This window comes from Streptomyces sp. NPDC088553 (assembly GCF_044752965.1).
Taxonomy (GTDB): Bacteria; Actinomycetota; Actinomycetes; order Streptomycetales; family Streptomycetaceae; genus Streptomyces.
The window spans coordinates 227,059-253,570 of the sequence record NZ_JBIVMG010000007.1 but is presented as its reverse complement, the minus strand read 5'-3'; the positions used below and the strand labels follow the sequence as shown (position 1 = coordinate 253,570).

Below are 26,512 nucleotides of genomic sequence, written 5' to 3'. Positions count from 1 at the left end.
AATCACCGACCGCCCTCCCAAGGAACCCCCATGTCCAGGGCTCGTCCCAGCGTGTCCGTCGTCATCCCCAACTACAACTACGAGAAGACCCTCCACGCCTGTCTGACCTCGGTTTTCGCCCAGACCCACGCCCCGCTCGACGTCATCGTCGTCGACGACGCGAGCACCGACGGGTCCCGGGACATCGCCCGGGAGTTCGACGTCGTCCTGATCGCCAACCCCCACAACAGCGGGGTGTCCGCCGCCCGGAACCTCGGGGCCGCCGCCGCCCGCGGCGAGATCCTCTTCTTCCTCGACTCGGACACGGCCCTCCACCCCGAGGCCCTCGCGAACGCCGCCGACCTGCTCCGGGACGATCCCGGGCTCGGCTGTGTCCACGGCGTTCTCGACCCCGAACCGCTCTTCGACGACGGACCCGTGGAGCGCTACCACGCCCTGCACGCCCACTTCTGGCGCCGGCGCGCCGTCGGCGAGGTCCGCACCGCTTTCTTCGCCCTCGGCGCGATCCGCAAGGAGGTCTTCGAGGCCACCGGGCCCTTCGACGAGAACCTCCGGGACTCGGAGGACGTCGAGTACAGCGGCCGGCTCGTCCGCACCCACCGGATCGTGATGACGGAGGCCATCCGCGGCCGGCACGACGACGTCGACCGGCTCGGGGCGATGCTCCGGGAGCAGTACCGGCGTTCACAGCTGCTCATCGCGGCGCTCGGGCAGCTGAGGGAGGGCGGCCTCACCGCCAACCGGCCGCTCGGCGTGCTCGCCGCCGCGCTCACCCTCCCCACCCTCCTCCTCGGTCTGCTCACCCCGTGGCTGCTGCTCGTCCCCGCCCTGTGCGCGCTGGTCTTCGCCTGCGCCGATCCGGGCCTGAGCCGGTTCGCGCTGCGGACCCGCGGCCTCGGCTTCCTCCTCCACTTCACCGCCGTCCACTTCGTGCTGCACCAGGCGATCGTGCTCGGCGCGGCCCGGGGCACCGTCCGCTGGCTCACCGATCCGGACTTCGGGCCCAGCGTGCGCCGCCGCAGAAAGGCCCTCCCGGCGGACCGCCCCGACGCCGCGGCCGCTGATCCCGCTCCCGCCCCGTCTCCCTCCCTCACCTCCACCGGATGACCGCCGCCCACTCCCGTACGCCCCTCCCCCCAGGAGTCCGTTCATGGCCACGCCCACGCTCACCGGCCGAGAGGCGCCGACGGCCCGCCCGCCGGCCTCCCGCCCTCCCAGGCGGCTCGCCGACCTCACCTCCCTCGTCCGGCCCCACCAGTGGACGAAGAACCTGGTCGTCGTCCCCCTCGGCCTGCTCGGCGCGCCCCACCTCGACGGCGCCGCGCTCGGCGGAGCCCTCGCCGCGATCGGTGTCTTCACCCTCGCGTCCGCGCTGATCTACCTGGTCAACGACCTCGGCGACCGGGACCGGGACCGCCGCCACCCGGAGAAGCGGCACCGGCCGATCGCCGCCGGCCGGATCGGCGTCGCGACCGCCGTCTCCTTCGCCGCCGCCCTCGCCGTCCTCCTCGCGGCGACGGTCGGACTCACGGTGTCCACCGGGACGGCCTCGCTCGTCGACTGGTGGCCGGTCGCCGCGTACGTCGCGCTGAACGCCGCGTACAGCAAGGGGCTCAAGCACGTCCCGCTGCTCGACGTCTTCATCGTCGCGCTCGGTTTCGTCCTGCGGCTCGCCCAGGGCTGCCTGGCCTCGGGCAACCCCGTGCCGAGCTGGCTCACCCTCTGTGTCTTCTCCCTCTGCCTGCTGCTGATCCTGGGCAAGCGGCGCCACGAGATGGCGGTCGGCGGGGTGCTGCACCGGCCCGCGCTGCGCGGCTACACCCTCGGCTTCCTCGACCAGCTGCTCGCCTTCACCGCGGTGCTCACGGCGGTCAGTTACGTCCTGCAGGTGCAGGGCAGCCCGGTCTTCGGCCCGCACGGACCGCTGGTCGCGGTGGTCACGGCCCCGTTCGCGCTCTTCGGCCTCGCCCGCTACCTGCAGCTGCTCGTGGTCGACGCGGGTGGCGGCAACCCCTCGCGGGCGCTGTTCAGCGACCGGATGACCGTCTCCAACGCCCTGCTCTGGTCGGCGCTGCTGGCCGGCGCGTGGCCGCTGAGCCACCTCGGATCCTGAGGCCGGGCATGACCACCACCGCACCTGCCGCCCCACCGCTCACGGGGCCCGTCACCGAGCCCGAGCGCCCGCGCGGCCGCCTCCGCCGCGCCCTCCCCGTCCTCTTCCCGGTCGCCGTCGTCACCGGCATCGGCTTCGCCCTGTACGGCCGGGCCGGCGAGCTCGCCGCCCTCGTCCTGCGCCCCGACTCCGTCCCGTACCTCCTCGCGGCCCTGGCCGCCAACGCCCTCGCCGTCCTGCTCTCCATGGCCACCTGGCGGACCCTCCTCGCCGACCTCGGCCCCGGGGTGCCGGGCCGGACAGCGACCCGGATCTACTTCACCTCGTACCTCGGCAAGTACGTGCCGGGGGCCGTCTGGGGCGTCCTCGCCCAGCTACGGATGGGCGGTGCGGCGGGGGTGTCCGCGCCGGTCGTGCTCGCCGTCTTCCTGCTGAACCTGATCGTGGCCGTCCTCACCGGCCTCGCCGTCGGCCCGGTCGCCGCGCCCTGGACGATCGGCGCCGAGGCCTGGTGGCTGGTCCTGCCGGGCGCGGTCACCGTCGCCTGGGCCGTACGGCCCGGACTGCTGCACCGCCTGGCGGCGTTCGCCGCCCGGCTCGCCCGCCGGCCGGCGCCCAGCACCCGGGCGAGCGACCGGGGCATGCGGCGGGCCCTCGCCTCGGCCACCGCCTCCTGGGCGGTCGGCGGGCTGCACCTGTGGGCCCTCGCCGTGATGCTCGGCGCCCCACCGCTGACCGCGCTGCCGGTCTGCGTGGGCGGCTTCGCCCTGGCCACCGCCGCCGCCAGCCTCGTGGTCGTGCTGCCGGACGGCTGGGGTGCCCGCGAGGCCCTGCTGCTCCTGGCCCTGACCGCCCTACTGCCCTGGCAGGAGGCGACCGCCGTCGCCGTCGCCAGCCGGGTGGTCTGCACCCTCAGCGAGGTCCTCGTCGGAGGCGCCGCGCTCCTCCTGACCCTCCCCCGCCGTTCCGCTCCCCCCACCCACCCGATCCCCGCGAAGGACTGACCATGCCCCCGCTGTACTCCGTCGACGACTGCGAGTCGCTGACCACGAAGCAGGTCCACGGCCTGTACAAGGACCACGTCAACAAGAGCCAGGTCTCCCTGATGACCTCCTTCGGCTTCGGCCAGGAGCTCGTCGAGAGCGCCGAGGGCGTCTGGATCACCCAGCGCGACGGCCGCCGCGTGCTCGACTTCACCGGTGGCGTCGGCGTCCTCAACCACGGCCACAACCACCCCCGGATCCTCGCCGCCCGGCAGCGCTTCCAGGAGCGCAGGAGCATGGAGGTCCACAAGACCTACTTCTCGCCGTACGTCGCGGCACTCGGCCACAACCTCGCGGAGCTGCTGCCCGGCGACCTGAACATGTCGTTCTTCCCCAACTCCGGCGCGGAGGCGGTCGAGGGCGCGGTCAAGCTGGCGTACAAGTACCACGGCGGCCGGCGCTCCCGGGTGCTGCGCGCCGACATCTCCTTCCACGGCAAGCTGCTCGGCTCGGGCAGCCTGACCGGCCAGAACCAGTCCGGGTTCCAGTTCCCGGGCATCCCCGGCGTGGAGATCTTCCGGTACGGGGACCTGGACTCGGTCCGCACACTGGTCGCCGGACTCCGCACCGACAAGGGCGAGTCGGACGTGTACGCGATCCTCATCGAGCCGCTGTCGGCGTCGACGATGAACGAGTGCTCGGAGGAGTTCCTGCGCGGGCTGCGGGAGTTGTGCACCGCCGAGAACATCGTGCTGCTCTTCGACGAGATCTACACCGGCTGGGGCAAGACGGGCACCCTCTTCCACTTCATGCGGTACGAGGGTCTGGTCCCGGACATCCTCACCACCTCGAAGTCCTTCGGCGGCGGCAAGTCCTCCATCTCCGCCTTCGTGGCCCGCGAGCCGGTCTTCCGCAAGGCCTACGACAACCTCACGGACGCCCTCCTCCAGTCGACGTCCACCACCTACTACGGCTTCGGCGAGGAGGCGGTCACCGCCATCGAGGCCGTCAACGTGGCTGTCGAGGACGACTATCCGGCCCGTGCCCGGGACATCGAGCGGATCCTCGCCCCCGGTCTCGAGCGGATCGCCAAGGAGTACCCGGACGTGGTGGCCGAGGTACGCGGCCATGGCGCCCTCCACGGGGTGTTCCTGCACAAGGGCCCGAAGGTCCTGGAGCTGGTGACGAAGCTGGTGCCGGGCGCGATGACGAAGGACCCGCGCTTCCGCACCAAGCTCATCACCTCGTCGGTGGTCAACGCCCTCTACCGGGACCACGGCATCTACACGTACTACACACTCAACGGCGAGAACCCGCTGATGGTCGCCCCCTCGCTGGTCGCCGAGCCGCACGAGGTCGAGTTCTTCCTGGACTGCCTCGACAAGACCCTCGCCCAGGGTCTGCCCCGTCTGCTCACCCGTTTCGTCAAGGAGAAGGTGTCGTCGCTGTGGTAGAGCGCATTGTGGTCACCGGCGGTGCCGGCATGCTCGGTTCGACCCTGATCGACCGGCTGCTCGGCGACGGCCGCCAGGTGCACTGCGTGGACCTGCGGGCCCCGCGCACGGAGCACGAGAACCTGACGCACACCGTCTCGGACGTCCGGGACGCGGTGACGATGAAGCGGGTCACGGCGGACGCGGACGTGGTGGTGCACTGCGCCGCCGCGCTGCCCAGCTACCCGGCCGACATGATCCGCTCGGTGATCGTCGGCGGGACCGAGGCGGTCCTCACGGCCGCCGAGGCGAACGCCGTGCCCCGGGTCGTGCACATCTCCTCGACCGCCGTGTACGGGCTGCCGAAGGTGGTGCCCACGCCCGAGGAGTACCCGCGCGAACCCGTCGACACGTACAGCGCAGCCAAGGCGGAGGCCGAGGAGGTCGCCGAGCGGTTCCGCGGCCGGGAGATGTGCGTACCGATCCTGCGGCCCAAGACCTTCCTCGGACCGGGCCGGATGGGCCTGTTCGCGATGCTCTTCGAGTGGGCCGAGGAGGGCCGGAACTTCCCGGTCCTGGGCCGGGGCGACGTCCGTATCCAGATGTTCGACGTGGACGACCTCGTCGACGCGGTCGTGACCGCGATGGACGCGCCGGCCACGACGGCCGACGACACGTTCAACCTGGGCGCCACCTCGTTCGGCACGATCCGCGAGGACTTCCAGGCCGTCCTGGACGCCGCCGGACACGGCAAGCGGGTCCGGTCCATGCCCGCCAAGCCGGCGCTCGCCGCGCTCAGCCTGCTCCAGCGCTCCGGGCTCTCCCCGGTCTACGGGCGCCTGCTGCACAAGCTCCTCGACGACAGCTTCGTCTCCACCGACAAGGCCCGGGACGTCCTCGGCTTCCGGCCGAAGCACTCCAACCAGGACGCGATCCTGCGCACCTTCGCCTGGTGGCGCGAGCAGCGGCTCACCGCCGCCGCGCTCCCCGCGGGCGCCCACCCCGCGAAGAAGGGCGAGGGCGTCACCAGTGTCGAACCGTGGCGGCAGGGGGCCCTCTCCCTCGCCAAGGTCCTTTTCTAGGAGAACCCGATCATGTCCGTTCCGCTGGTCTCCGTCATCGTCCCCAACTACAACTACGGCCGCTCGATCGGCCTGTGCGTCGAGGCCGCCCTCGCCCAGACGTACCCGAACATCGAGGTCCTGGTCGTCGACGACTGCTCCACCGACGACTCCGCCGCGATCGCCGCCGCGGCCGGCGCCCGGGTGGTCTCCACCGGCGTCAACAGCGGGGTCGCGGTCGCCCGCAACCTCGGCGCCGAACTGTCTTCGGGCGAGATCCTGGTCTTCCTCGACTCCGACGTCGCCATGCACCCCGACGCCGTCGCCAAGTCCGTCGAACTGCTCGGCTCCGGACAGGGGTACGGGGCGATCTGCGGCACCTACGAGCCGGAGCCGCTCATCCGCGACAGCCTGGTCGAGGAGTACCGCTCGCTCCAGCAGTACTACCTGCTGCTGAGGTCCGAGGGGGTCATCGACACCGTCCACACCGCGATCCTGGCGATCCCCCGGCGGGTCTTCGACGAGGTGGGACCGTTCAACCCGATCCTGCGGCACACCGAGGACCAGGACTACGGGCGCCGCATCTCGGAGCGGTACACGGTTCTCAGCTCCCTGGAGGTGCGCGGCAGGCACGACCACGACGACACCGTGCGGATCGTCCTCGACAAGGTCTTCGCGCGGGCCCGGCTCGCCGTCCCGCTCATCCTGGGCCGACGGCACCTCCAGGGTGGCTTCGTCACCGGCCCGCGCGCCGGTGCGAGCCTCGCCGCGCCCCTGACGGTGGCCGCGCTCGCCGCGCCGGTGCTGTGGGGAGCGGTGTGGGCGCTGCTGCCGCTCGCCCTGTTCGTGCTCGGTGTGTGGGGCGATCTGGACATGTACCGGGAGGTGCGGCGGCACCGGGGGCGGCTGTTCCTCGGGTACTTCGTGGCCGTCAACTTCCTGGTGAACCTGACGGTGTTCGCGGCGATCGGGGTCGCGGGCGTGCAGTGGCTGTGCTCGAAGCGGTTCCGGCACCTGTACGACCCGCAGCCCCGGCCGGACCTCCCGGCGGCGTCGGCCGGGGTGGCCGCGGGGGCCTCCCGTGGCTGACACGCTCGCGCCGACGGAGTCCCCGGCGGGCGCGCCGGCCGCAGCCGTACGGGTCGCCCCGGCCCGGCGGCGCCTGAACCGGCTCGTCCTCGGCGCGGCCCTCACCTGGCTCGTCCTCCTCCTCGTCGAGTGGGCGGCGGACGGCCGGATCTGGCTGGGGCACCTGGTGGGCATCGTCCCGCCGGCCGCCTTCGCCCTGGTCCCGCTGCTGCTCGCCGCGCTCGCCCCGCTCGCCCGGGGCGCCGCCCGGTGGCGGAGCCTCGCGGCGGCCGCGCTCGCCCTGCTCGTGGGCTTCGGGCAGTCGGGATTCGACCCGGCGGCGCTGTGGCGGTCGGAGCCGGGGCCCGGGCCGGACTCCGTGCGGGTCTTCGCCTGGAACACCAACTCGTGGAACCAGCTCCTCGGCACCCAGGACCACTTCTACGCCTTCCTGAAGGCGAAGGACGCGGACGTCTATCTGCTGCACGAGTACCAGCACGTGACCGCCGACCGCAGGGGCAAGCTGCCCCTCGACGACCTGGCGCGGCTGCGCCGGGAGTTCCCGGGCTACGAGGTCGCGGTCCGGGGCGAGCTGGTGACCCTCTCCCGCTTCCCGATCCTGCGGCAGCCGGCCGTGGGCCCGGCCGGCGACCTGCCGCCGGGCGCGGACTGGCAGGCGGAGTACCGGGAGAACAAGGTGCTGCGGACGGACGTGCGGGTCAGGGGCCGGACGGTGTCGTTCTACAACGTGCACATGCCGGTGTGGAACAGCATGCCGGACGGGCTGCTCTCCGCCGCCTTCTACCGACACATGCGGGAACGGTTCGCCCCGCGCCGGGCGCAGTACGCGGGCCTGGAGGCCGACCTCGCGGCCAACCGCAACCCGGTCGTGGTGGCCGGTGACTTCAACGCGACGGCGGCGATGTCCGACCTCGACCCGCTCCGGGAGCGCCTCGACGACGCGGCGGACGTGAGCACCGACCCGTACCCCACGAGCTGGGAGGAGGGCGGCTGGAAGCCTTTCTGGCGGACCGACTGGGCGTTCACGGGCAACGGGGCGAAGGCCGAGCGCTACGAGTTCAACGAGCCCGAGAAGCTCTCCGACCACGCGGTGCAGGACCTGTGGGTGTCCCTGCCGGGGAACGGGTGACCGACGTGCTGCTGTCCTGCGCCCTCGGCTGGGCGGTGTTCCTCGCCCTGCACCTCGTGCTCAACGGCCGCTGGTGGCCCTGGCTCGCGGTCTCCCTGCTGCCGCCGCTCGCCTTCGCCGCCCTCCCGCTCGCCCTGCTCGGGGCCGCCGCGGTCACCGGCGGGCGGGCGGCGGGGGCGCTCGCCGCGGGCTGTCTGCTCGCGGGCTGGACGCAGAACGGGGTCAACCTCCGTGCCCTTGGGCGCCGTTCGGAGACCGCGGCGGGGCTGCGGCTCGCCTCCTGGAACACTCAGCACTGGAACCAGGGCGGCGACCCCGAGCGCTTCTACGCCTTCCTGCGATCCCTCTCGGCGGACGTCTACGTCCTCCAGGAGTACCTGAACGGCTTCGAGGGCGGCGAGGTCTGGGACATCGACGACGAGAAGCGGATCCGGGCCGCGTTCCCCGAACACCACCTGGCCGTCGGCAACAACTCCGTGACGCTGTCCCGGTTCCCGCCCGCCGGACCGCCCGTGCCGGTCGGCGCCTGCTCGCTCCGGGTGGACCTGCGGGTCGGGGACGGCGTCCTGTCGACGTACAACGTGCACATCCCGGTGCAGCTCACGGTGATGAACCCGCTGCGCCCGGCCTTCCTGCGGGACATGCGGCGCAGGGCCGCCGCCCGCGACCGGGAGTACGCGGCGCTCGTCGCCGACCTGCGGGGCAACCCGCACCCTGTCCTGGTGACCGGGGACTTCAACACGAGCGCCGCCATCGGCGACATCCGCCGGATGCCGGGCTCGCTGCGCGACGCGATCGGCGCCTGCCGTTCGGTCCTCCCGGCCAGCTGGAACGCCCGCGCGCGGCTGCGGCTGTGGCGGATCGACTGGGCGTTCACCGGCGGCGGGGCCCGGGTGGGCTCGTACCGCTTCCTCGACGCCGAGGGCCTGTCGGACCACCTGGTCCAGGAACTGACCGTCACCACCCCCCACCCATGAGAGAGAGGGAACAACCGATGGAGTACACCCACCTCGGCGGCCCCGAGGGCCCCCGCGTGAGCACCCTGTGCCTGGGAACCCTGCCGTTCGGCACCCGGATCGACGAGGCCGCCGCCTTCGCCGTCCTCGACCGCTTCCACGAGGCCGGCGGCACGTTCATCGACACCGCCAACACCTACGCCTTCTGGGAGCCGGGCGCGACCGGCGCCGAGAGCGAGCTGCTGATCGGCCGCTGGCTGCGCAGCCGGGGCGTCCGGGACGAGATGGTGCTCGCCACAAAGGTCGGCGCGCTGCCGGACCCGCCCGGTTCGGCCTGGCCGGAGTGCGCGGAGGGGCTCTCGGCCCCGGTGCTGCGCCGGCAGGTGGAGGAGAGCCTGCGGAACCTGGGCACCGACCGGATCGATCTCTACTACGCGCACATCGACGACCGGCGGACGCCGGTGGCCGAGACCATGGGCGCCTTCGGCGAGCTGGAGGACACGGGGAAGATCGGCCGGGCCGGCTGCTCCAACTTCGCGGCCTGGCGGATCGAGGAGTCGCGGGGCGCGGCGGTCGCCGCCGGGGTGCCGGACTACGCGGCCGTGCAGCAGCGGTACACCTATCTGCGGCCGCGTCCCGGCGCGGAGTTCGGGGTGAACCCGCACGCCTCGGAGGAGCTGCTCGACTATCTGGGGACGCGTCCGGAGCTGACGTTCACGGCGTACACGACGCAGCTGACGGGGGCGTACACAGATGCGGGCAAGGAGGTGCCGGAGCAGTACCGGCACGAGGGTTCGGAGCGGCGCCTCAAGGTGCTCGCGGAGGTCGCGGCGGAGCTGGGCGTGACCGCCAACCAGGTGGTGCTGGCCTGGGCGTTGGGCGGTGAGCTGCCCGTACTCCCGGTGATCGGAGCGAGTTCGACGGCGCAGCTGGACGAGACGCTCGGCGCGGTGGGACTGCGGCTGGACGACGAGCTGAGGAAGCGGCTCGACGATGTCGACTGAACAGGCCCTACGGATAAGGGATCTCGCGCTCCGCCACCGGATGGCCGTGGGCGTGGCCTGGCTGCTCGTGCTGCTGCTCGGCGGCGCGGGGGCGGTGTGGGGTCTCGGCCGGCTCGACCAGTCGTTCACCGCCTCCGGCGGGCCGGGACACCGCGCGAACCAGGCGATCCAGGAGCGGTACGGGAACGGGGCGGCCGTCGCCCCTCTGGTCGCGGTCGCGAGCTGGCCGGCGGCCACGGACGTACGCGCCCCGGACACGGCGGGGCGGTTCGCGGACGCCGTCCGGCGGGCGGCGGGCCCGGGCGCGCGGACGGTCTCGTACGCGGGCACGGGTGACGAGGGGTTCCTCGGCACGGACGGCCGCACGGTGTACGCGCTGGTCCACCCGGGTGCCGGGAAGCCGGACCTCGCGGGGCTGACGGCCGTCGAGGAGGCGGCCGGGGTCCTGCGCGCGGGGCTGCGGTCGGCGCTGCCCGAGGCCCGGGTCGAGGTGACGGGCGTGCTCCCGCTCCAGCACGACAGTGCGGTGGCGGGGCCGGGTGCGGTGGCCCTCGCGGTGAAGTCGGCGTGCGCGCTGGGGCTGCTCGTGCTGCTGGTCCTGGCGTTCCGCTCGCCGCTCGGGGTCCTGGCTCCGCTGCTGCTCGCCGGGGTGACCTCGGTGGGGGCGCTGGTCCTGGTGGAGGCGGTGGCGGGGTTCACCGAGATCAGCTTCATCGTGGTCTACCTGGTGCCGGTCACGGCCCTGGTGCTCGCGGTGCACCGCTGGGCGCAGCCGCCGGAGACCGCCGCCCGGTCCGCTGTGGCGGCCGGTGCGGCGGGGGCGGCGGCCTGCGCCGTCCTCACGCTCTTCCCGGCGGCGTTCCTGCGCTCGGTCGGGATCGCGGGTCTCGCGGTGTGGGCGGTGGGCACGGCGGCGGCCCTCACGCTGGCGCCGGTGCTCCGCTCGGTGACGCCGCCGGACCCGCGTGCCCCACGGACGACCGCGCCGGTACGGGTCGGACGCCGCCCCCGCCCCCTCCCGGCGGTGGTCGGCCTCACCCTCCTCGTCCTGCTCGGGGGCGCGGCCACCCAGCTCCGGGTGGGCAACCCGGAGGCGCACGCCCTGGTGGCGAGCGGCCCGGCCCGCGACGGCCTCGACCGGCTCACGGCGGCCGGGGTGCCGTCGGGGGCCCTGAACCCGCTGGAGGTCCTCGTCCCCGGGGGCGCGGACGCGGAGGCGGTGGCAGCCCGGGCGGCCCGGGTCCCGGGGGTGCTGCTCGCGACGGCGCCGGCGGCGGCCGAGTGGCGCCGCGACGGTTCGGCCGTGGTCGTGGTCGTACCGGAGGCGGAGCCGATGACGGCGGCGGGCGCGGCGACGGTGACGGCCCTGCGGTCGGCGTTCTCGGGCGGGACGCCCCCCGCCCTGGTCGGCGGCTCGGGCGTGGTCGACCGCGACCTCGTGGACGGCGTCTACCGGCTCCTCCCCTACGCGGTCCCGGCGGCCGCCCTCGCCGCCTTCCTCGCGCTCGCCGCCCTCACCACGGCGGGTACGGCTGCCCGCGCCGTGTCCGGTGCCCTCCTCGCCGCCGTCGCCTCGGCGGGTGCGCTCACCGTCCTGTGGCAGTGGGGCCCGCCCGGCACCGGGGCGGTCACCGGCTGGGTCCCGCTCGTCGTCGGCGTTTTCGCCTTCTGCGTGTCGCTCGACCGCTCGGTGGCGTCGACGGCGGGCGGGCCCTCGTGGGCGGGGCCCCTGGCGGCCGGGGCGGGTGCGCTCGCGGTGCTCGCGGTCGGCATCGGGCCGCAGGTCGAACTGGCCCTGCTCGTCTCGGGGTTCGCGATGGCGGCGCTGTTCGACGCGCTGGCCGGCCGGCACCGCACCCCGCCCGTGTCCCCCGCCCGTCCCACATACCGGAGTTCATTCCAATTGGTCTAGACCTAGAGGGCTCCTCCCGCTTAGCATCGACGACCGCGATCACGATTGCGGGGCGGTCGCGGTACGGAACGTGACGAGGGGGAGACAGGGGATGCTGGAGGCGCTCGGCATAAAGGAGTGGACGGAGGCCGTCTACCGTTTGCTCCTGGAGCGACCCGAGTACGACGTGACGGAGATGGCGGCCCATCTGGGCCGCCCCGAGTCCGAGGTCCGCGAGGCGCTCGCCTGTCTCGCGGACCTCAAGCTCGTGCTGATGGACGACTCGTCGGGCGAGGTCGAACCCTTCAACCCGGACGTCGGCTTCTCCTTCCTGCTCTCCCGCGCCGAGGCCGAGCTGAGCAAGCGGAAACGCCAGGTCGAACGGGCGGGACGGGCCGTGGCCGGCATCCTGGCCTCGTACGCGGACCACTCCGAACCGGGCGTCCGGCACGACCTGGTGGACCGCATCACCGGCCTCGACAACGTCCGGGAACGCCTGGAGGACCTGGCCGCGAACGCCCGCACCGAGTGCCTCTCGCTGCTCCCGGGCGGCGCGCAGCTCCCCGACACCATGGACGCGAGCCAGCCGCTCGACCAACTCGCCCTGGAACGCGGGGTGCGGATCCGGTCGATCTACCAGGAGAGCTTCCGCAACGACCCGCCGACCGTCGAATACGTGCGCTGGTACTGCGATCTCGGCGGCGAGGCGCGGACCGTGCCCGTGGTGCCGATGCTCATGGTGATCGTCGACCGGGAGGCCGCGCTCGTCCCCGTCGACCCGGAGGACGGGCGCGCGGGCGCCCTGGAGGTCCGCAGCCCCGGCCTGGTGCACGCGCTCGTGGTGCTCTTCGACCGGCTGTGGGACGCGGGCACGCCGTTCGGCGAGAGCCCGCGCCGCGACGAGCACGATCTCTCCCCGCAGGAGCGGGAGTTGCTCATGCTGCTCGGCATCGGCTGCACGGACGACATCGCCGCCCGGCGGCTCGGGATCTCGCTGCGGACCGTGCGCCGGATGAGCTCGGAGCTGATGAACCGGCTCGGCGCGCGCAGCCGGTTCGAGGCGGGGGTGCGGGCCGCCAAGGAGGGCTGGCTCTGAGCACCGCGCCGGGGGACCGCTCCCACGACCGCAGCTGACGTAGTCCCATCCGTTATGCGGACAGGGGTTCCATGGAGCGGAACAGTCCCCTAGATTTCCCCAGCATTACCGAGGTGATCAGTGAGGGGACCGGAATCGCCATGCCAGAAGCGACACAAGGGAAACAACCCACCATCACGCCCCTGCGAGTGGTGATCGCGCTCTGTCTGTTCGCACCGTTCGTGGCGATGCTCTGGGTGAGCTCCTACGCGAAGGTCGAACCGCTCTTCGCGGGCATCCCGTTCTTCTACTGGTACCAGATGCTCTGGGTGCTGATCTCCACCGCGCTCACCATGGTCGCGTACAAGCTGTGGCAGCTGGACCAGCGTGCCCGCAAGGGGGGTGACGAGCGATGAAGGACGGCGTGAACGGCGTCGCACTCGCCGTCTTCATCTTCTTCTTCCTGGCCGTCACGGTCATGGGCTTCCTGGCCGCGCGCTGGCGCAAGGCCGAGAACGAGCACAGCCTCGACGAATGGGGCCTGGGCGGCCGGTCGTTCGGCACCTGGGTGACCTGGTTCCTGCTCGGCGGCGACCTCTACACCGCGTACACCTTCGTCGCCGTCCCGGCGGCCATCTACGCGGCGGGCGCGGCCGGCTTCTTCGCCGTGCCGTACACGATCCTGGTCTACCCGCTGATCTTCACCTTCCTGCCGCGCCTCTGGTCGGTCTCGCACAAGCACGGGTACGTCACCACCTCGGACTTCGTGCGCGGCCGCTTCGGTTCCAAGGGCCTCTCCCTCGCGGTGGCGGTCACCGGCATCCTCGCCACCATGCCGTACATCGCGCTCCAGCTCGTCGGCATCCAGGCCGTCCTGGACGTGATGGGCGTCGGCGGCGGCGAGAACACCCACTGGTTCATCAAGGACCTGCCGCTGCTCATCGCCTTCGGTGTCCTCGCGGCGTACACGTACTCCTCGGGACTGCGCGCCCCCGCGCTCATCGCCTTCGTCAAGGACACCCTGATCTACATCGTCATCGCGGTGGCGATCATCTACATCCCGATCAAGCTCGGCGGCTTCGACGAGATCTTCGCCACGGCGAACGAGAAGTTCACCACCAACAAGGTGGGCGGGCTTGTCCCGGCTGAGGCCGGCCAGTGGACGTACGCGACGCTCGCGCTCGGCTCGGCGCTCGCGCTCTTCATGTACCCGCACTCCATCACGGCGACGCTGTCGTCCCGGAGCCGTGAGGTCATCCGCCGCAACACCACGATCCTGCCGCTGTACTCGCTGATGCTGGGCCTGCTCGCACTGCTCGGCTTCATGGCGATCGCCGCCGGGATCAAGGTCGAGAACGGCCAGCTCGCCATCCCGCAACTTTTCGAGACCATGTTCCCGGACTGGTTCGCGGGCGTCGCGTTCGCCGCCATCGGCATCGGCGCGCTCGTGCCCGCCGCGATCATGTCGATCGCCGCGGCCAACCTCTTCACCCGCAACATCTACAAGGACTTCATCAAGCCCGACGCCACCCCGGCGCAGGAGACCAAGGTCTCCAAGCTGGTCTCGCTCCTGGTGAAGGTCGGCGCGCTCGTCTTCGTCCTCACCATGGACAAGACGGTCGCGATCAACTTCCAGCTGCTCGGTGGCATCTGGATCCTGCAGACCTTCCCGGCGCTCGTCGGCGGCCTCTTCACCCGCTGGTTCCACCGCTGGGCGCTGCTCGCCGGCTGGGCCGTCGGCATGCTGTACGGCACGATCGCCGCCTACAACGTATCGACGCCGAAGCAGGCGCACTTCGGCGGCTCCTCCGCCGAGATCCCGGGCATCGGCGAGATCGGCTACATCGGTCTCACCGCCTTCCTCCTCAACGTCCTCGTCACGGTCGTCCTGACCTTCGTCCTCAAGGCCGTCAAGGCCCCCGAGGGCATCGACGAGACCTCCCCGGAGGACTACACGGCCGACGCGGGCGACCGCGGGGTCGACCCGAAGCTCCCGAAGGTCGGCGCAGAGACCCACTGATCCACCGCCGGACCCGGCGAAGGCCGCCCTGCCTCCCCTCGGAGGCAGGGCGGCCTTCGCCGTCCCCGGACGGAACCCGTTGGGGGCCTCCGGGCGTCCGGAGGGACACTGCCTTCATGGACTTCACGATCAGGGCGGTACGGCCCGAGGACTACGAGGCGCTCGGTGAGCTCACCGCGGGGACCTATCTGAACGACGGGCTGCTGAAGTACGGGGCGGAGGACTCCTATCTGCACGTGCTCCGGGACACGGCCCGGCGCGCGCGGGAGAGCGAGGTGCTCGTCGCCGAGGACGCCGACGGACGGCTGCTCGGCGGGGTGACCTTCGCCACCGGCGCCACCCCGTGGGCGGACATCGCGATCGAGGGCGAGGCCGAGTTCCGGATGCTGGTGGTCTCCCGTGAGGCCCGCGGCCGGGGCGTCGGAGAGGCCCTCGTACGGGCCTGCATCGAGCGCGCACGGGCTCTCCCGGGGTGCCGCCGCATCGTGCTGTCCACGGACGTCACGATGGTCTCCGCGCACCGGATCTACGAGCGTCTGGGCTTCGTCCGCACCCCGGACCGGGACTGGGAGCCGATCCCCGACCACCGCCTGCGCACCTACTCCTTGGAGTTCTGAGCCAGGGGGCGACACAACATGTGGGGGGTGCCGCACGGGGCGCCCCCCACATGTATGCTCATCCTCGCTGTCGACGCAGGGGAATCCGGCGCGAATCCGGAACTGTCCCGCAACGGTGTGCTTCGTACGGATACGACATATTCGGGCGAGGTGAGTCCGAGGACCTGCCGACAGCGCATCCGGTCCGTCCGTTCCGGGTGCCAATGACGTCCGGGCCTCGCGGAGTGGGCCGGTGGAAGCGTCGCGTCCGGCGTTACGGATGCCCGCCTGCCCGCCTTCCCCCGCCGCGGCCCCGAGCCGAGCGAGGGAGAGCCCCCACGTGACCATCGCGCCCGCCGATCCGGCTTCCGCCGAGGCTTCCGCGGTCGAGAGCGACGGCCCCGGGACCGTGCTGCTGCGGACCCTGACCGACCTCACCGCCGATCTCCCCGACACCGACCCCGGCAAGGTCGCCGCCGCCGCGCTCCGCGGCCGCAGCGCCGTGGCGGACGAGGCGGAACTGCGCGAGCTGGCCACCGAGTCGGCCGCCGGTCTGATCGCCGAGGACCCGGCGTACTCCCGGCTCGCCGCCCGGCTCCTGACGATCACGATCGCCGACGAGGCGGCCGGCCAGGGCTCGTTCTCCTTCTCGGCCTCCGTCGCCGTCGGTCACCGCGAGGGTCTGATCGCCGACCGCACCGCCGAGTTCGTGGCGCTGCACGCGGACCGGCTCGACGCGACGATCGACGCGACCGCGGACGACCGCTTCGGCTACTTCGGCCTGCGCACCCTCTACTCGCGCTACCTGCTGCGCCACCCGATCACCCGCAAGGTGATCGAGACCCCCCAGCACTTCATGCTCCGCGTGGCCTGCGGCCTCGCCGAGGACGACAGCGTCCGCGCGCTCGACGAGGTCGCCGCCCTCTACCGCCTGATGAGCCGGCTCGACTACCTGCCGTCCTCCCCCACGCTCTTCAACTCCGGCACCCGTCACCCGCAGATGTCCTCCTGCTACCTCCTGGACTCCCCCCAGGACGAGCTGGACTCCATCTACGACCGCTACCACCAGGTGGCGCGCCTCTCGAAGCACGCGGGCGGCATCGGCCTCTCCTACTCCCGCATCCGCGCCCGCGGTTCGCTGATCCGCGGCACCAACGGGCACTCCAACGGCATCGTGCCGTTCCTGAAGACCCTCGACGCCTCCGTCGCCGCCGTGAACCAGGGCGGCCGCCGCAAGGGCGCCGCCGCCGTCTACCTGGAGACCTGGCACGCGGACATCGAGGAGTTCCTGGAGCTCCGCGACAACACGGGCGAGGACCAGCGCCGTACGCACAATCTGAACCTGGCACACTGGATCCCGGACGAGTTCATGCGCCGGGTCAACGCCGACGCCGACTGGTCGCTGTTCTCCCCGGCGGACGTGCCCGAGCTGGTCGACCTGTGGGGCGAGGAGTTCGACGCCGCCTACCACAAGGCCGAGGCGGCCGGCCTGGCCCGCAAGACGATGCCGGCCCGCGACCTGTACGGCCGGATGATGCGGACCCTGGCCCAGACCGGCAACGGCTGGATGACCTTCAAGGACGCCTCGAACCGGACGGCCAACCAGACCGCCGAGCCCGGCCACACCGTCCACTCCTCCAACCTCTGCACGGAGATCCTGGAGGTCACCGACGACGGCGAGACCGCGGTCTGCAACCTGGGCTCGGTCAACCTCGGCGCCTTCGTCGTCGACGGCGACATCGACTGGGAGCGCCTCGACTCCACCGTCCGCACGGCCGTCACCTTCCTCGACCGGGTCGTCGACATCAACTTCTACCCGACCGAGCAGGCGGGCCGCTCCAACGCCCGCTGGCGGCCGGTCGGCCTGGGCGCCATGGGCCTCCAGGACGTCTTCTTCCAGCTGAAGCTGCCGTTCGACTCCGCCGAGGCGCGCGCGCTGTCCACCCGTATCGCCGAGCGCATCATGCTCGCCGCGTACGAGGCCTCCGCCGACCTCGCCGAGCGCAGCGGTCCGGTCCCCGCCTGGGACAAGACCCGCGCCGCCCGCGGGGTGCTGCACCCCGACCACTACGACGTCGAGCTGAACTGGCCGGAGCGCTGGGCCGCGCTGCGCGAGCGGATCGCCGCGGTCGGCATGCGCAACAGCCTCCTCCTCGCCATCGCTCCGACGGCGACCATCGCCTCGATCGCGGGCGTCTACGAGTGCATCGAGCCGCAGGTCTCCAACCTGTTCAAGCGCGAGACGCTCTCCGGAGAGTTCCTCCAGGTCAACTCGTACCTGGTCGACGAGCTGAAGGAGCTCGGCGTGTGGGACGCGCAGACCCGTGAGGCGCTGCGCGAGTCCAACGGCTCGGTGGCCGGCTTCACCTGGGTCCCGGCCGAGGTGCGCGAGCTGTACCGCACGGCGTGGGAGATCCCGCAGCGCGGTCTGATCGACATGGCCGCCGCCCGGACGCCGTTCCTGGACCAGTCGCAGTCGCTGAACCTGTTCCTGGAGACGCCGACGATCGGCAAGCTGTCGTCGATGTACGCGTACGCCTGGAAGCAGGGGCTGAAGACCACGTACTACCTGCGCTCCCGTCCGGCGACCCGCATCGCCCGCGCCGCCCAGGCCGCGGCGCCCGCCGCCGCCACCATCCCCGTCCAGCAGGCGACCCCCGACGCGGACGCCCTCGCCTGCTCCCTTGAGAACCCCGAGTCCTGCGAGGCCTGCCAGTAATGAGCACCAACGAGAAGAAGAACCTCCTCGACCCGGGCTTCGAGCTGACCCTCCGTCCGATGCGCTACCCGGACTTCTACGAGCGCTACCGGGACGCGATCAAGAACACCTGGACCGTGGAGGAGGTCGACCTCCACTCGGACGTCGCCGACCTCGCCAAGCTGACGCCGGCCGAGCAGCACATGATCGGCCGTCTGGTCGCGTTCTTCGCGACGGGCGACTCGATCGTCTCGAACAACCTGGTCCTGACGCTCTACAAGCACATCAACTCCCCGGAGGCGCGCCTGTACCTGTCGCGCCAGCTGTTCGAGGAGGCCGTGCACGTCCAGTTCTATCTGACGCTGCTCGACACCTACCTGCCCGACCCGGACGACCGCGCCGCCGCGTTCGACGCGGTCGAGGAGATCCCCTCCATCCGCGAGAAGGCGCAGTTCTGCTTCAAGTGGATGGACTCGGTCGAGAAGATCGAGCGCCTGGAGACGGCCGCCGACCGCCGCCGCTTCCTGCTGAACCTGATCTGCTTCGCCGCGTGCATCGAGGGCCTGTTCTTCTACGGCGCCTTCGCGTACGTGTACTGGTTCCGGTCCCGCGGTCTGCTGCACGGCCTCGCGACCGGCACCAACTGGGTGTTCCGTGACGAGACGATGCACATGAACTTCGCCTTCGAGGTCGTGGACACCGTCCGCAAGGAGGAGCCGGAGCTCTTCGACGACGCGCTCCAGCAGCAGGTCACGGACATGCTGAAGGAGGCCGTCGAGGCGGAGCTGCAGTTCGGCCGTGACCTGTGCGGCGACGGCCTTCCCGGCATGAACACCGAGTCGATGCGCGAGTACCTCCAGTGCGTCGCCGACCAGCGCCTCCAGCGCCTCGGCTTCGCCCCGGTGTACGGCTCCGAGAACCCGTTCTCGTTCATGGAGCTCCAGGGCGTCCAGGAGCTCACGAACTTCTTCGAGCGCCGTCCGTCCGCCTACCAGGTGGCGGTCGAGGGCTCGGTGGACCTGGACGAGGACTTCTAGGACTCCGCCGTACGAGAGGGGCCCCGCACTCGGTCGAGTGCGGGGCCCCTCTCGTACGCGTACCGGCGATCAGGCGTTCGGCACCGTCTCGTAGCGCGGGGTGCCCTCTTCCATCTGGCGCAGGGCGTCCTTGCGGTCCCGCTTGGAGAGGCGGTCGATGTACAGGTAGCCGTACAGGTGGTCCGTCTCGTGCTGGAGGCAGCGGGCGAAGTAGCCGGTGCCGCGCACCTTGATCGGGTTGCCCTGGGCGTCCTGGCCGTGGACCTCGGCGTAGTCGGGGCGGGCCAGCTCGGCGTAGGCGGTCGGCACGGAGAGGCAGCCCTCGTTGGACTCGTCGAGGACGCGCAGCTCGGCCGGGAGCTCCTGGAGGACCGGGTTGATCACGACACCGGTGTGCCGGACGCCCTCGTCGTCGGGGCAGTCGTAGACGAAGACCTTGAGGTCCACACCGATCTGGTTCGCGGCGAGGCCCACGCCCTCGGCGGCCTTCTGGCTCGCGAACATGTCGTCGATGAGCGCCGCGAGCGAGTCGTCGAACTCGGTGACGTCCTTGCACTCCTTGTGGAGCACCGGGTTGCCGACCACCGTGATCGGGCGGGCCGTGCCGCGCTCACGGTGGGCGAGCTCGCGTGCCTCGCAGTCCTCCGTGTCCACGACGAACCCGTCGTTGATGGCCTGCTCGTCCGTCTCCTGCTGCGCCATGTCCGGCCGCGCCTTCCTGAAAACCCGATTCCGTCGGAGGACAGCCTACGGGCCCGCGCGTGAACCCTCAGCAGACCTCTTCGAGATCGCGCCACTCACGGCTGTCGGGGCTGTCCGCCACCCAGCCGTCGAGGAGACCGCGCACCAGGCCCGCCGGGGCCGCGATGCCGCACTCCCGCTCCGGGACCCACAGCTCGCCCGGCGAGCGGTGCCCGAGCGGCCCGGGGTGGCCGGGCTCGCTGTGGTCGTGCGGGTCCGAGTGCTCGCCCTCGCCCTCGGCGCTCGGCATGGTCGACTCGGAGCAGGCACGACAGAGGAGCCGCACGGAGGACGACCAGTCCTCGGCGGCGAAACCCGCTTCCGCGGCGAGCTGCTCCAGGGCGTCCCGGTCGGCCTCGGTGGCCGCCTCCAGGAGGACCACCCAGGTGGGGACGGGTGAGGGGGCCCACAGCTCGATCTCGTCGAAGACCGGGTAGGAGGGGCCGGCGGTGGTGGTGCGCTCGCCGTTCGGCACGCCGTCGTGGAGGACGACCTCGCCCCAGCGGCGCCCGGAGGAGGGCAGAGGAATGGAGAGGACCTCGATCCGGGCCGGGTCGAGCCGGCGGCCCCACACGACCTCGGCCTCGCCCTCGGGCGACAGCCGGACGGCGGCGCTGCCCAGCTCCATGCCGGCCGGCTCACCGGTGCCCGCGGCGGCGCCGGGAACCTTCAGTCCGTAGGCCTGCCAGGCGCGGCGGGCCAGCGGCCAGTCCTGCAGCGCGGTCGCGGCGATGCCCACGTTCCACCAGTCGGGGGCGCCGCTCTCCTTGTCGAGCAGCGCGACGGCGCGGAGCCCGGCGGCGCGCGCCTGCTCCCAGTCGTGCCGGAACTTGTGCAGCAGCGCCAGGTTGAACCAGGACTCCGAGAGCCAGGGCTCCAGATCCGCCGCGCGCGTCAGAAGTGCGCCCGCGTCCTCGTACCGGCCGTCGCCGATCAGCGTGAACGCGCGGTCGGTGGCCTGCCGCCATGAGGCGGAGGGCCGATGCCGTACCTTCCCGAAGATCTTCACGATTCCCGCCTGCCGGTCGCTTCACCCTCTTGTTCGCATCCAACCATGCCCGGTCGGACGCGCGCTCATTACCCATGGGTTACCCAGTCGCGACGGAGGTCACCCCAGCCGCTCCGCCCCGTGCCAGGACCCTGGCCAGGCATTCGACGACATCCGGGTGATGATCGCGGGCGGTGCCGAGCCTGAGCCGCTCCAGGGCGTCGAGGGCGGCGCCCGCGCCCTCGCCGCCCGCGAGGTCGTCGTAGGCGTTCACGGTCCGGACGATCCGGGCGGGCAGCGGCTGCTCGCGGTACGGGTCGGCCTGGCGTTCCACGACGACGGCGACGGCCTCGGGGACACCGGTCATGCGGACGACCTCGCCGCCGAGGAGGGCGATCCGGCGCTGTTCCTCGGTGGGCAGCAGGGCGGTGGCGCCGCCGGCGACGGGGTCGACGAGGGAGAGCTGGCCGATGTCGTGCATGAGCGCCGCGTGCTCCAGGACGGCCAGCTCGGTGCCGGAGAGGCCCAGCTCCCGTCCGACGGCGGCGCTGAGGGCGGCGACCCGGCGGGCGTGCCCGGGCGGGGTGCAGCCGGCGATCTCGGTGGCGCGGGCGAGGGAGGCGATGGTCTGCCGGTTGACCGTGCGCACGGCGGCGTACCGCCGGAAGGAGACCTGGGTGAGCAGCAGCGGCACGGCGAGCACGGGCAGCGCCCAAAGCCCGGCGGCGGCCACGCCGAGCGCCATGACGATGCCGGTGGCGCCGACGGCGGAGCCGATGCCGAGGAGGGCGCGCAGTTCGTCGCGGAGGAGGGGGCCGTACGGGAATCCCGTGCGGGCGCGGAGCAGGAGGGCGGCGAGGACCGCGTCGCACAGGGCGGTCAGGACGAGCAGCAGGACGAGGAAGAGGGCGTACGCCGGGCCCTGGCCGAGGAGCTCGACGACGGTGCCGGAGTTGTAGAGGGGCTGGAAGCAGAGCGCGGCGAAGCCGACGGTGAGGACGCGGCGGGCGAGGTGGTCGAGGCCGGGCCCGCCGCCCCGGGCGATGTGCGGGACGATCCCGGCGAGGCCGGCGGCGACGACGACGGCGACGATCTGGAGGACGCCGTGGGTGGTGGCGGTCCCGGCGCTCGCCCCGAGGAGGGCGTAGGCGAGGGCCCCCGCGGCGGCGAGCGGCGCGGGCTCGCTCCCTGGCGCCTCGCGCACGGGAAGTGCCCCCGCGCCGGGTGCGGCGCCCCAGCGGGCGAGCTCGCCGAGGGCGATGAGAGTGCCGAAGGCGAGGGCGTTGCCGGGTTCGTCGACGCCGTACCAGAGGGTGGAGGCGAAGCCGGCGAGGCTCAGCAGGAACGCGGCCCCGTACACGGCGCCGACGGTGGCGGCGCCGGGTCTCATGCGCGCTCCTTGGACCTGGTCGCGGGTGCTTCCGGTTGCCGTGCGGCGTCGGCCGTGCGCGGCGGCGGCACGTTCCCGCCGGCCGGGCCCGTCGGCGTGGTCTCGTCGGCGGTGACGGCGGGCCGCCAGCCGTGCCGGTCCAGGGCGCGGACGAGGGCGGCGACCATCCGGGCGTCGAACTGACTGCCGGCGCACCGCTCCAGTTCGGCGACGGCGGTCGGCACCGGGCGGGCCCGGCTGTAGGAGCGGGTGGAGGTCATGGCGTCGAAGGCGTCGGCGACGGCCACCACCCGGGCGAACTCGGGGATCTCGTCGCCGTGCAGCCCGTACGGGTAGCCGCTGCCGTCCATGCGTTCGTGGTGGTGGAGGATCGCGGCCCGTGCCTCGCCGAGGAAGCCGATGCCGCGGACCATCTCGTGCCCGTACTCCGGGTGCAGTTCGATGACCCGGCGCTCCTCGGGGGTGAGGGGGCCGTCCTTGCGGAGGACCCGGGTGGGCACGCCCAGTTTGCCGACATCGTGGAGGATGCCGGCGAACCGTACGACGTCGAGCCGCTCCTCGGCCATGCCCAGCTCGCGGGCGATCAGGACGGAGGCGTGGCCGACGCGTTCGCTGTGGCCCCGGGTGTAGCGGTCCTTGATGTCGACGGCCTGGACGAGGGCGCGGATGGTGGCCTGGTGGGCGGCGCGCTCGCGGTGGTACTGGGCGAAGACCCAGCAGGAGATGTACATCGGGAGGAGCACGAAGAGGGCCGACACGGGCCCGTACGTGCTGCGCCAGAGGACGGCCATCATCAGTCCGGCGAGTCCGTGCACGGCGTGCGGGGCGAGCGCCCGGCCGAGGAGGCCGCGCCAGGCGGCCCGCAGGGGCAGTCCGTCGGCCGTCGCCCGGATGCCGCCGTCGAGGGCGGTCAGGACCAGGCAGAAGGTGAGGGCGGCGGCGCCCGCGGGCAGCAGCGCGTACGGGAAGTCGGGGGCGTCGTGACCGTGTCCGAGGGCGCCGGCGCAGCTGAGGGCTTGGGCCGTCTGGGCGGCGGCCCCGACGGCGAGGGCGGTGGCGGCGGCCCGCCAGGCGCGGCGGGGGGCGGCCGGGGGTTCGTCGACGCGGGCGAGGAGGCTGCCGGGCAGGGCGGTGAGCGCGGCGGCGGCGGGCGGCAGGAGGAGGGCGGCGGCGAGGAGGACGGGGAAGAAGGAGCCGGTGCCCATGGGGACGGAGCCGCCGATCGCACGGCCGAGGAGGCGGCAGCGGGCGGGCAGTTCGCAGAGCGCGTACAGGGCGGCGAGGAGCGCGACCGTGGCCCAGGGGGTGGCCGTGCCGGGGCGCAGAGCGGGCAGGACGGTGGCCCCGGCGCCCAGCAGGGCGCAGCCGATGTACACGCGGGCCGCGCGCGGAATGACCTTCACGCCCATCATCCCCGTCACGCTAGCGAGTTGGGCGGCCCGTGACGGCACGGTGGAGCGGATTCGCACCATCGGGTGATACAAGCTGATATACGAAGGAGGCCGCCGCGAGCGTGTCGCGACAGCCTCCTTCTCCCTCTGCGGAAGGGGGAGTTACTCCTGGGGCGCCGGTGTCGTCGGCACGATCGGCGTGATCTCCTGCTCGGGCACCAGGTGCCCGGAGCGGATCAGGTCGATCCGGCCCATGACCTTGGACCGCAGGTCGGTGGGGACGTCGTCACTGCCGCAGCAGCGCTTGACGAGCTTCTTCACCGCCTGCTCCAGGCCGTACTTCTCCAGGCACGGGGAGCACTCCTCGAAGTGCACCTCGAACTTGGTGCAGTCACTGTCGGGCATCTCGTTGTCGAGGAACTCGTACAGATGATCCAGGACTTCCGAGCAATCCGTCTCGTGCGGCTCTCCGCAGCTCATGAGCCCGAGCCTTTCAGATCGTTCGACGACTCTCCGGCGCCCGCGGGTACCAGCCCGCGGTCGCGGGCGTAGTCCTCGAGCATGCCGCGCAGCTGGCGGCGGCCCCGGTGCAGTCGTGACATCACCGTACCGATGGGTGTCCCCATGATGTCCGCGATCTCCTTGTACGCAAAGCCCTCGACATCCGCGAGATAGACGGCGATGCGGAACTCCTCGGGAATCGCCTGGAGGGCTTCCTTCACGTCGGAGTCCGGGAGGTGGTCGAGCGCCTGCGACTCGGCGGAGCGCAGACCGGTCGACATGTGGGACTCGGCGCGCGCGAGCTGCCAGTCCTCGATCTCCTCGGCGGCGCTGCGCTGGGGCTCGCGCTGCTTCTTGCGGTACGAGTTGATGAAGGTGTTCGTGAGGATGCGGTACAGCCAGGCCTTGAGGTTCGTACCCTCGCGGAACTGGTGGAAGGATCCGTACGCCTTGGCGTAGGTCTCCTGCACCAGGTCCTCCGCGTCCGCGGGGTTGCGCGTCATGCGCAGCGCGGCCGAGTACATCTGGTCGAGGTAGCCGAGGGCGTCCCGCTCGAAGCGCGCGTTGCGCTCCTCGGTCGTCTCCTCGGGGCCGTCGTCGGTCCCTGTGTCGGTCCCAGTGACCGGACCCACCTCCTCCAGCGCGGCGGCGAGCCCGAGGGCGGACCCGCTCGTTTCGGAGGATAGACGAGGAACCGCTCCGCCCGCCGCCCGAATCCGGGCCCCCTTGGGGGCGGGCAGCACTGTCCAGTCGAGGTCAGCGGCCTGCGCACGCTCCGGGCAGATGGTCGAACCCATGCGACGGACTCCCTCTTCTCGCTCTCACACCGACGCACGGAACAACAGTGGTCCCCCCCTCAACATTCCCGGTCCGTCAGCGGAGCGAGGTGATCCATTCGGCGACCCCGTCCACCAGGAGCGCCATCGCCTCGTCCGGCCCGAGCGGCGCCCGTTTGGGCAGGGCGAAGCCGTGATCCCCGTACGGGATCTCGACGAGGCGGTACGGGCCTTCCGGGAACTCCGCGGGCCGTCCGAAGGGGTCGTTGCCGCCCTGGACGACGAGCGTCGGCAGCCCGCTGCCGAGGAGTTCGCCGGCCCGGGACTTCTCCGGCCTGCCCGGCGGGTGCAGGGGGAAGCTCAGCGCGAGGACGGCGAGCGCGCCGAGCTCCCGCCCGGTGCGGCAGGCGACCCGGGCGCCGGCGCTGCGGCCGCCCGCGATCACCGGGAGCCCGGGCCGGGCGAGGGCCGGCCAGAGGCCGCGCCAGCCGGTGTCCAGGGTCTTGGGGGCGGGCGCGACCTTCTTGCCCGCCACCCGCCAGGGCTGCTCGACGAGGGCGACGGTCACGCCCCGGGCGGGCAGCGCGGCGGCCAGGGCCTGGAGGTCACGGGCCTCGATGCCGCCGCCGGCGCCGTGGCCGAGGGCGAGGACGGCCCACGGCCTCGTCCCCGCGGGCCCCTCGTGCCAGGCGACGCGGGCATCCCCGGCATCGGTGGAAACGGTCTCGTACTGTGTCACGTCGGTCACGCTCCCATCCTGCCGTCCGGAGGCGCCCGGGACGGTGTCGGAGGACGAGGCGGTCGGGGACGAGGCGGTCTCAGAAGAGCGTGCCGACCTCCGGGCCCTCCAGCTCCGTCAGGAGTTCGGGCCCGTTGTTGCGGACGTTGCTGACCGCGGTCGCCACCGGATAGGCCCGCATCAGGCCCTCGGGCGGCGGGGCGAGCAGCCCGCGCAGCTCCTCCGGCCGGGTGGTCGCCGGGTCGAGCCAGGCGTCCCATCGGTCCTCGGTGAGCATCAGCGGCATCCGGGGGTGGATGTCGGCGAGCGAGTGCGGGCCCTCGGCCGGGGCCACGCCCAGCGGCCCGGTCTCCGCCTCGGTGGTGATCACCGAGCAGGTCACCCACCACGCCAGGGGGTCGCCGTCGGGTAGGGTCCCGTCGCGCCAGAACTCGTAGAGCCCCGCCATCGCGAAGACCGAGCCGTCCGCCGGGGTCACGAAGTACGGCTGCTTCCGCGGCCGCTTCTTCTTCCCCTCGACCTCCAGGTCCCGCTCCCCCGCGCCGGTCACCCACTCGTAGTAGCCGTCGGCGGGCAGGATGCACCGGCGGGCCGAGAAGGCCCGCTTGAAGGAGGGCTTCTCGTCCAGGGTCTCCGCGCGCGCGTTGATCATCCGGGCGGCGCCCTCCGGGGACTTCGACCAGGACGGCACCAGGCCCCATCTCAGCGCGCGCAGCTGGCGAACCGGACGCCGGGATTCTGCGTCTTTCAGAGGGCGTTCCAGAACGGCCCAGACCTCCTTGGTGGGGGCCACGTTCCAGTCCGGGGCCAGAGTCTCCTCCGGCTCCCACTTCTCGATACCGAAGAGTCCGACGAGGTCCTCGGGCCGCCGGCTCGCTGCATACCTTCCGCACATACGTGC

24 protein-coding genes and 1 riboswitch are annotated in these 26,512 nt (G+C 72.3%); of the genes, 16 read left to right on the top strand and 8 right to left on the bottom strand.

Annotation, left to right across the window (positions count from 1 at the left end; genetic code table 11):
- The first annotated feature begins 30 nt into the window (after positions 1–30).
- The 16 genes from ACIP8Z_RS24990 to ACIP8Z_RS24915 all read left to right on the top strand — a co-directional run bounded on the left by ACIP8Z_RS24990 (position 31) and on the right by ACIP8Z_RS24915 (position 19,085).
- Entirely contained in the window at positions 31–1,107 is a 1,077-nt protein-coding gene (locus ACIP8Z_RS24990) for a glycosyltransferase family 2 protein (protein ID WP_402086999.1), read from the top strand.
- 43 nt (positions 1,108–1,150) lie between these two features.
- Complete coding sequence (locus ACIP8Z_RS24985; RefSeq protein ID WP_402086997.1) at positions 1,151–2,113, top strand: UbiA prenyltransferase family protein; 963 nt, start codon at positions 1,151–1,153, stop codon at positions 2,111–2,113.
- A gap of 8 nt (positions 2,114–2,121) precedes the next feature.
- Entirely contained in the window at positions 2,122–3,117 is a 996-nt protein-coding gene (locus ACIP8Z_RS24980) for a lysylphosphatidylglycerol synthase domain-containing protein (RefSeq protein WP_402086994.1), read from the top strand.
- A 2-nt stretch (positions 3,118–3,119) separates the two neighbouring features.
- A complete protein-coding gene (locus ACIP8Z_RS24975) occupies positions 3,120–4,550 on the top strand; it encodes an aspartate aminotransferase family protein (protein WP_402086992.1) in 1,431 nt (476 codons plus the stop codon).
- Positions 4,544–5,611 (top strand): NAD-dependent epimerase/dehydratase family protein, encoded by a 1,068-nt coding sequence (locus ACIP8Z_RS24970; RefSeq protein WP_402086989.1) that lies wholly within the window; start codon positions 4,544–4,546, stop codon positions 5,609–5,611. The genes ACIP8Z_RS24975 and ACIP8Z_RS24970 overlap by 7 nt, the downstream gene beginning before the upstream one ends.
- 12 nt (positions 5,612–5,623) lie before the next feature.
- Positions 5,624–6,679 (top strand): glycosyltransferase family 2 protein, encoded by a 1,056-nt coding sequence (locus tag ACIP8Z_RS24965; RefSeq protein ID WP_402086986.1) that lies wholly within the window; start codon positions 5,624–5,626, stop codon positions 6,677–6,679.
- Positions 6,672–7,808 (top strand): endonuclease/exonuclease/phosphatase family protein, encoded by a 1,137-nt coding sequence (locus ACIP8Z_RS24960; RefSeq protein ID WP_402086984.1) that lies wholly within the window; start codon positions 6,672–6,674, stop codon positions 7,806–7,808. Before ACIP8Z_RS24965 ends, ACIP8Z_RS24960 begins: the two co-directional genes overlap by 8 nt.
- Positions 7,805–8,785, top strand: a complete 981-nt coding sequence (locus ACIP8Z_RS24955; RefSeq protein WP_402086981.1) for an endonuclease/exonuclease/phosphatase family protein — start codon at positions 7,805–7,807, stop codon at positions 8,783–8,785. The genes ACIP8Z_RS24960 and ACIP8Z_RS24955 overlap by 4 nt, the downstream gene beginning before the upstream one ends.
- Positions 8,786–8,802: 17 nt before the next feature.
- The gene (locus ACIP8Z_RS24950) at positions 8,803–9,768 is read left to right on the top strand and encodes an aldo/keto reductase (protein ID WP_355962531.1); all 966 of its coding nucleotides are present in this window, start codon (positions 8,803–8,805) and stop codon (positions 9,766–9,768) included.
- The gene (locus tag ACIP8Z_RS24945) at positions 9,758–11,680 is read left to right on the top strand and encodes a hypothetical protein (protein WP_402086979.1); all 1,923 of its coding nucleotides are present in this window, start codon (positions 9,758–9,760) and stop codon (positions 11,678–11,680) included. The genes ACIP8Z_RS24950 and ACIP8Z_RS24945 overlap by 11 nt, the downstream gene beginning before the upstream one ends.
- Before the next feature lie 91 nt (positions 11,681–11,771).
- Positions 11,772–12,755 (top strand): LuxR C-terminal-related transcriptional regulator, encoded by a 984-nt coding sequence (locus ACIP8Z_RS24940; RefSeq protein ID WP_402086976.1) that lies wholly within the window; start codon positions 11,772–11,774, stop codon positions 12,753–12,755.
- A gap of 140 nt (positions 12,756–12,895) precedes the next feature.
- Complete coding sequence (locus tag ACIP8Z_RS24935) at positions 12,896–13,150, top strand: DUF3311 domain-containing protein (protein WP_266969114.1); 255 nt, start codon at positions 12,896–12,898, stop codon at positions 13,148–13,150.
- The gene (mctP, locus tag ACIP8Z_RS24930; protein WP_402086973.1) at positions 13,147–14,754 is read left to right on the top strand and encodes a monocarboxylate uptake permease MctP; all 1,608 of its coding nucleotides are present in this window, start codon (positions 13,147–13,149) and stop codon (positions 14,752–14,754) included. The genes ACIP8Z_RS24935 and mctP overlap by 4 nt, the downstream gene beginning before the upstream one ends.
- A gap of 116 nt (positions 14,755–14,870) precedes the next feature.
- Positions 14,871–15,371, top strand: coding sequence for a GNAT family N-acetyltransferase (locus ACIP8Z_RS24925; RefSeq protein ID WP_402086971.1), 501 nt, complete (start codon positions 14,871–14,873; stop codon positions 15,369–15,371).
- A gap of 48 nt (positions 15,372–15,419) precedes the next feature.
- A riboswitch (cobalamin riboswitch) is annotated at positions 15,420–15,558 on the top strand.
- Between the two features lie 132 nt (positions 15,559–15,690).
- The gene (locus ACIP8Z_RS24920) at positions 15,691–18,069 is read left to right on the top strand and encodes a ribonucleoside-diphosphate reductase subunit alpha (RefSeq protein ID WP_402086969.1); all 2,379 of its coding nucleotides are present in this window, start codon (positions 15,691–15,693) and stop codon (positions 18,067–18,069) included.
- On the top strand, positions 18,069–19,085 hold the full coding sequence (locus tag ACIP8Z_RS24915; RefSeq protein WP_055600924.1) for a ribonucleotide-diphosphate reductase subunit beta: 1,017 nt from the start codon (positions 18,069–18,071) through the stop codon (positions 19,083–19,085). Before ACIP8Z_RS24920 ends, ACIP8Z_RS24915 begins: the two co-directional genes overlap by 1 nt.
- A gap of 69 nt (positions 19,086–19,154) precedes the next feature.
- Here ACIP8Z_RS24915 and def read toward each other — a convergent pair whose 3' ends face one another.
- The 8 genes from def to ACIP8Z_RS24875 form a co-directional block, all read right to left on the bottom strand.
- Entirely contained in the window at positions 19,155–19,787 is a 633-nt protein-coding gene (def, locus tag ACIP8Z_RS24910) for a peptide deformylase (RefSeq protein WP_319309947.1), read from the bottom strand.
- Positions 19,788–19,854: 67 nt separating this feature from the next.
- Positions 19,855–20,835: a hypothetical protein gene (locus tag ACIP8Z_RS24905; RefSeq protein WP_055600922.1), complete on the bottom strand. Its 981-nt coding sequence runs from the start codon at positions 20,833–20,835 to the stop codon at positions 19,855–19,857.
- A 79-nt stretch (positions 20,836–20,914) separates the two neighbouring features.
- Positions 20,915–22,204: an HD-GYP domain-containing protein gene (locus ACIP8Z_RS24900; protein ID WP_402086967.1), complete on the bottom strand. Its 1,290-nt coding sequence runs from the start codon at positions 22,202–22,204 to the stop codon at positions 20,915–20,917.
- Positions 22,201–23,607: an HD-GYP domain-containing protein gene (locus tag ACIP8Z_RS24895; RefSeq protein WP_402086965.1), complete on the bottom strand. Its 1,407-nt coding sequence runs from the start codon at positions 23,605–23,607 to the stop codon at positions 22,201–22,203. The genes ACIP8Z_RS24900 and ACIP8Z_RS24895 overlap by 4 nt, the downstream gene beginning before the upstream one ends.
- Positions 23,608–23,757: 150 nt before the next feature.
- Positions 23,758–24,075: a mycothiol system anti-sigma-R factor gene (rsrA, locus tag ACIP8Z_RS24890; protein ID WP_319309949.1), complete on the bottom strand. Its 318-nt coding sequence runs from the start codon at positions 24,073–24,075 to the stop codon at positions 23,758–23,760.
- Positions 24,072–24,728, bottom strand: a complete 657-nt coding sequence (locus ACIP8Z_RS24885; RefSeq protein WP_030207302.1) for a sigma-70 family RNA polymerase sigma factor — start codon at positions 24,726–24,728, stop codon at positions 24,072–24,074. The genes rsrA and ACIP8Z_RS24885 overlap by 4 nt, the downstream gene beginning before the upstream one ends.
- Before the next feature lie 241 nt (positions 24,729–24,969).
- Positions 24,970–25,611, bottom strand: a complete 642-nt coding sequence (locus tag ACIP8Z_RS24880; RefSeq protein WP_402087493.1) for an alpha/beta family hydrolase — start codon at positions 25,609–25,611, stop codon at positions 24,970–24,972.
- A 79-nt stretch (positions 25,612–25,690) separates the two neighbouring features.
- A complete protein-coding gene (locus ACIP8Z_RS24875; RefSeq protein ID WP_319311343.1) occupies positions 25,691–26,506 on the bottom strand; it encodes an SOS response-associated peptidase in 816 nt (271 codons plus the stop codon).
- Between the last annotated feature and the right edge of the window lie 6 nt (positions 26,507–26,512).

Excerpts from the sequence above, each read along its gene's own strand:
- ACIP8Z_RS24990 (WP_402086999.1), top strand. The coding sequence starts at position 31 with ATGTCCAGGGCTCGTCCCAGCGTGTCCGTCGTCATCCCCAACTACAAC.
- ACIP8Z_RS24985 (WP_402086997.1), top strand. The coding sequence starts at position 1,151 with ATGGCCACGCCCACGCTCACCGGCCGAGAGGCGCCGACGGCCCGCCCG.
- ACIP8Z_RS24980 (WP_402086994.1), top strand. The coding sequence starts at position 2,122 with ATGACCACCACCGCACCTGCCGCCCCACCGCTCACGGGGCCCGTCACC.
- ACIP8Z_RS24975 (WP_402086992.1), top strand. The coding sequence starts at position 3,120 with ATGCCCCCGCTGTACTCCGTCGACGACTGCGAGTCGCTGACCACGAAG.
- ACIP8Z_RS24965 (WP_402086986.1), top strand. The coding sequence starts at position 5,624 with ATGTCCGTTCCGCTGGTCTCCGTCATCGTCCCCAACTACAACTACGGC.
- ACIP8Z_RS24950 (WP_355962531.1), top strand. The coding sequence starts at position 8,803 with ATGGAGTACACCCACCTCGGCGGCCCCGAGGGCCCCCGCGTGAGCACC.
- ACIP8Z_RS24945 (WP_402086979.1), top strand. The coding sequence starts at position 9,758 with ATGTCGACTGAACAGGCCCTACGGATAAGGGATCTCGCGCTCCGCCAC.
- ACIP8Z_RS24940 (WP_402086976.1), top strand. The coding sequence starts at position 11,772 with ATGCTGGAGGCGCTCGGCATAAAGGAGTGGACGGAGGCCGTCTACCGT.
- ACIP8Z_RS24935 (WP_266969114.1), top strand. The coding sequence starts at position 12,896 with ATGCCAGAAGCGACACAAGGGAAACAACCCACCATCACGCCCCTGCGA.
- mctP (WP_402086973.1), top strand. The coding sequence starts at position 13,147 with ATGAAGGACGGCGTGAACGGCGTCGCACTCGCCGTCTTCATCTTCTTC.
- ACIP8Z_RS24925 (WP_402086971.1), top strand. The coding sequence starts at position 14,871 with ATGGACTTCACGATCAGGGCGGTACGGCCCGAGGACTACGAGGCGCTC.
- ACIP8Z_RS24915 (WP_055600924.1), top strand. The coding sequence starts at position 18,069 with ATGAGCACCAACGAGAAGAAGAACCTCCTCGACCCGGGCTTCGAGCTG.
- def (WP_319309947.1), bottom strand. The coding sequence starts at position 19,787 with ATGGCGCAGCAGGAGACGGACGAGCAGGCCATCAACGACGGGTTCGTC.
- ACIP8Z_RS24900 (WP_402086967.1), bottom strand. The coding sequence starts at position 22,204 with ATGAGACCCGGCGCCGCCACCGTCGGCGCCGTGTACGGGGCCGCGTTC.
- rsrA (WP_319309949.1), bottom strand. The coding sequence starts at position 24,075 with ATGAGCTGCGGAGAGCCGCACGAGACGGATTGCTCGGAAGTCCTGGAT.
- ACIP8Z_RS24875 (WP_319311343.1), bottom strand. The coding sequence starts at position 26,506 with ATGTGCGGAAGGTATGCAGCGAGCCGGCGGCCCGAGGACCTCGTCGGA.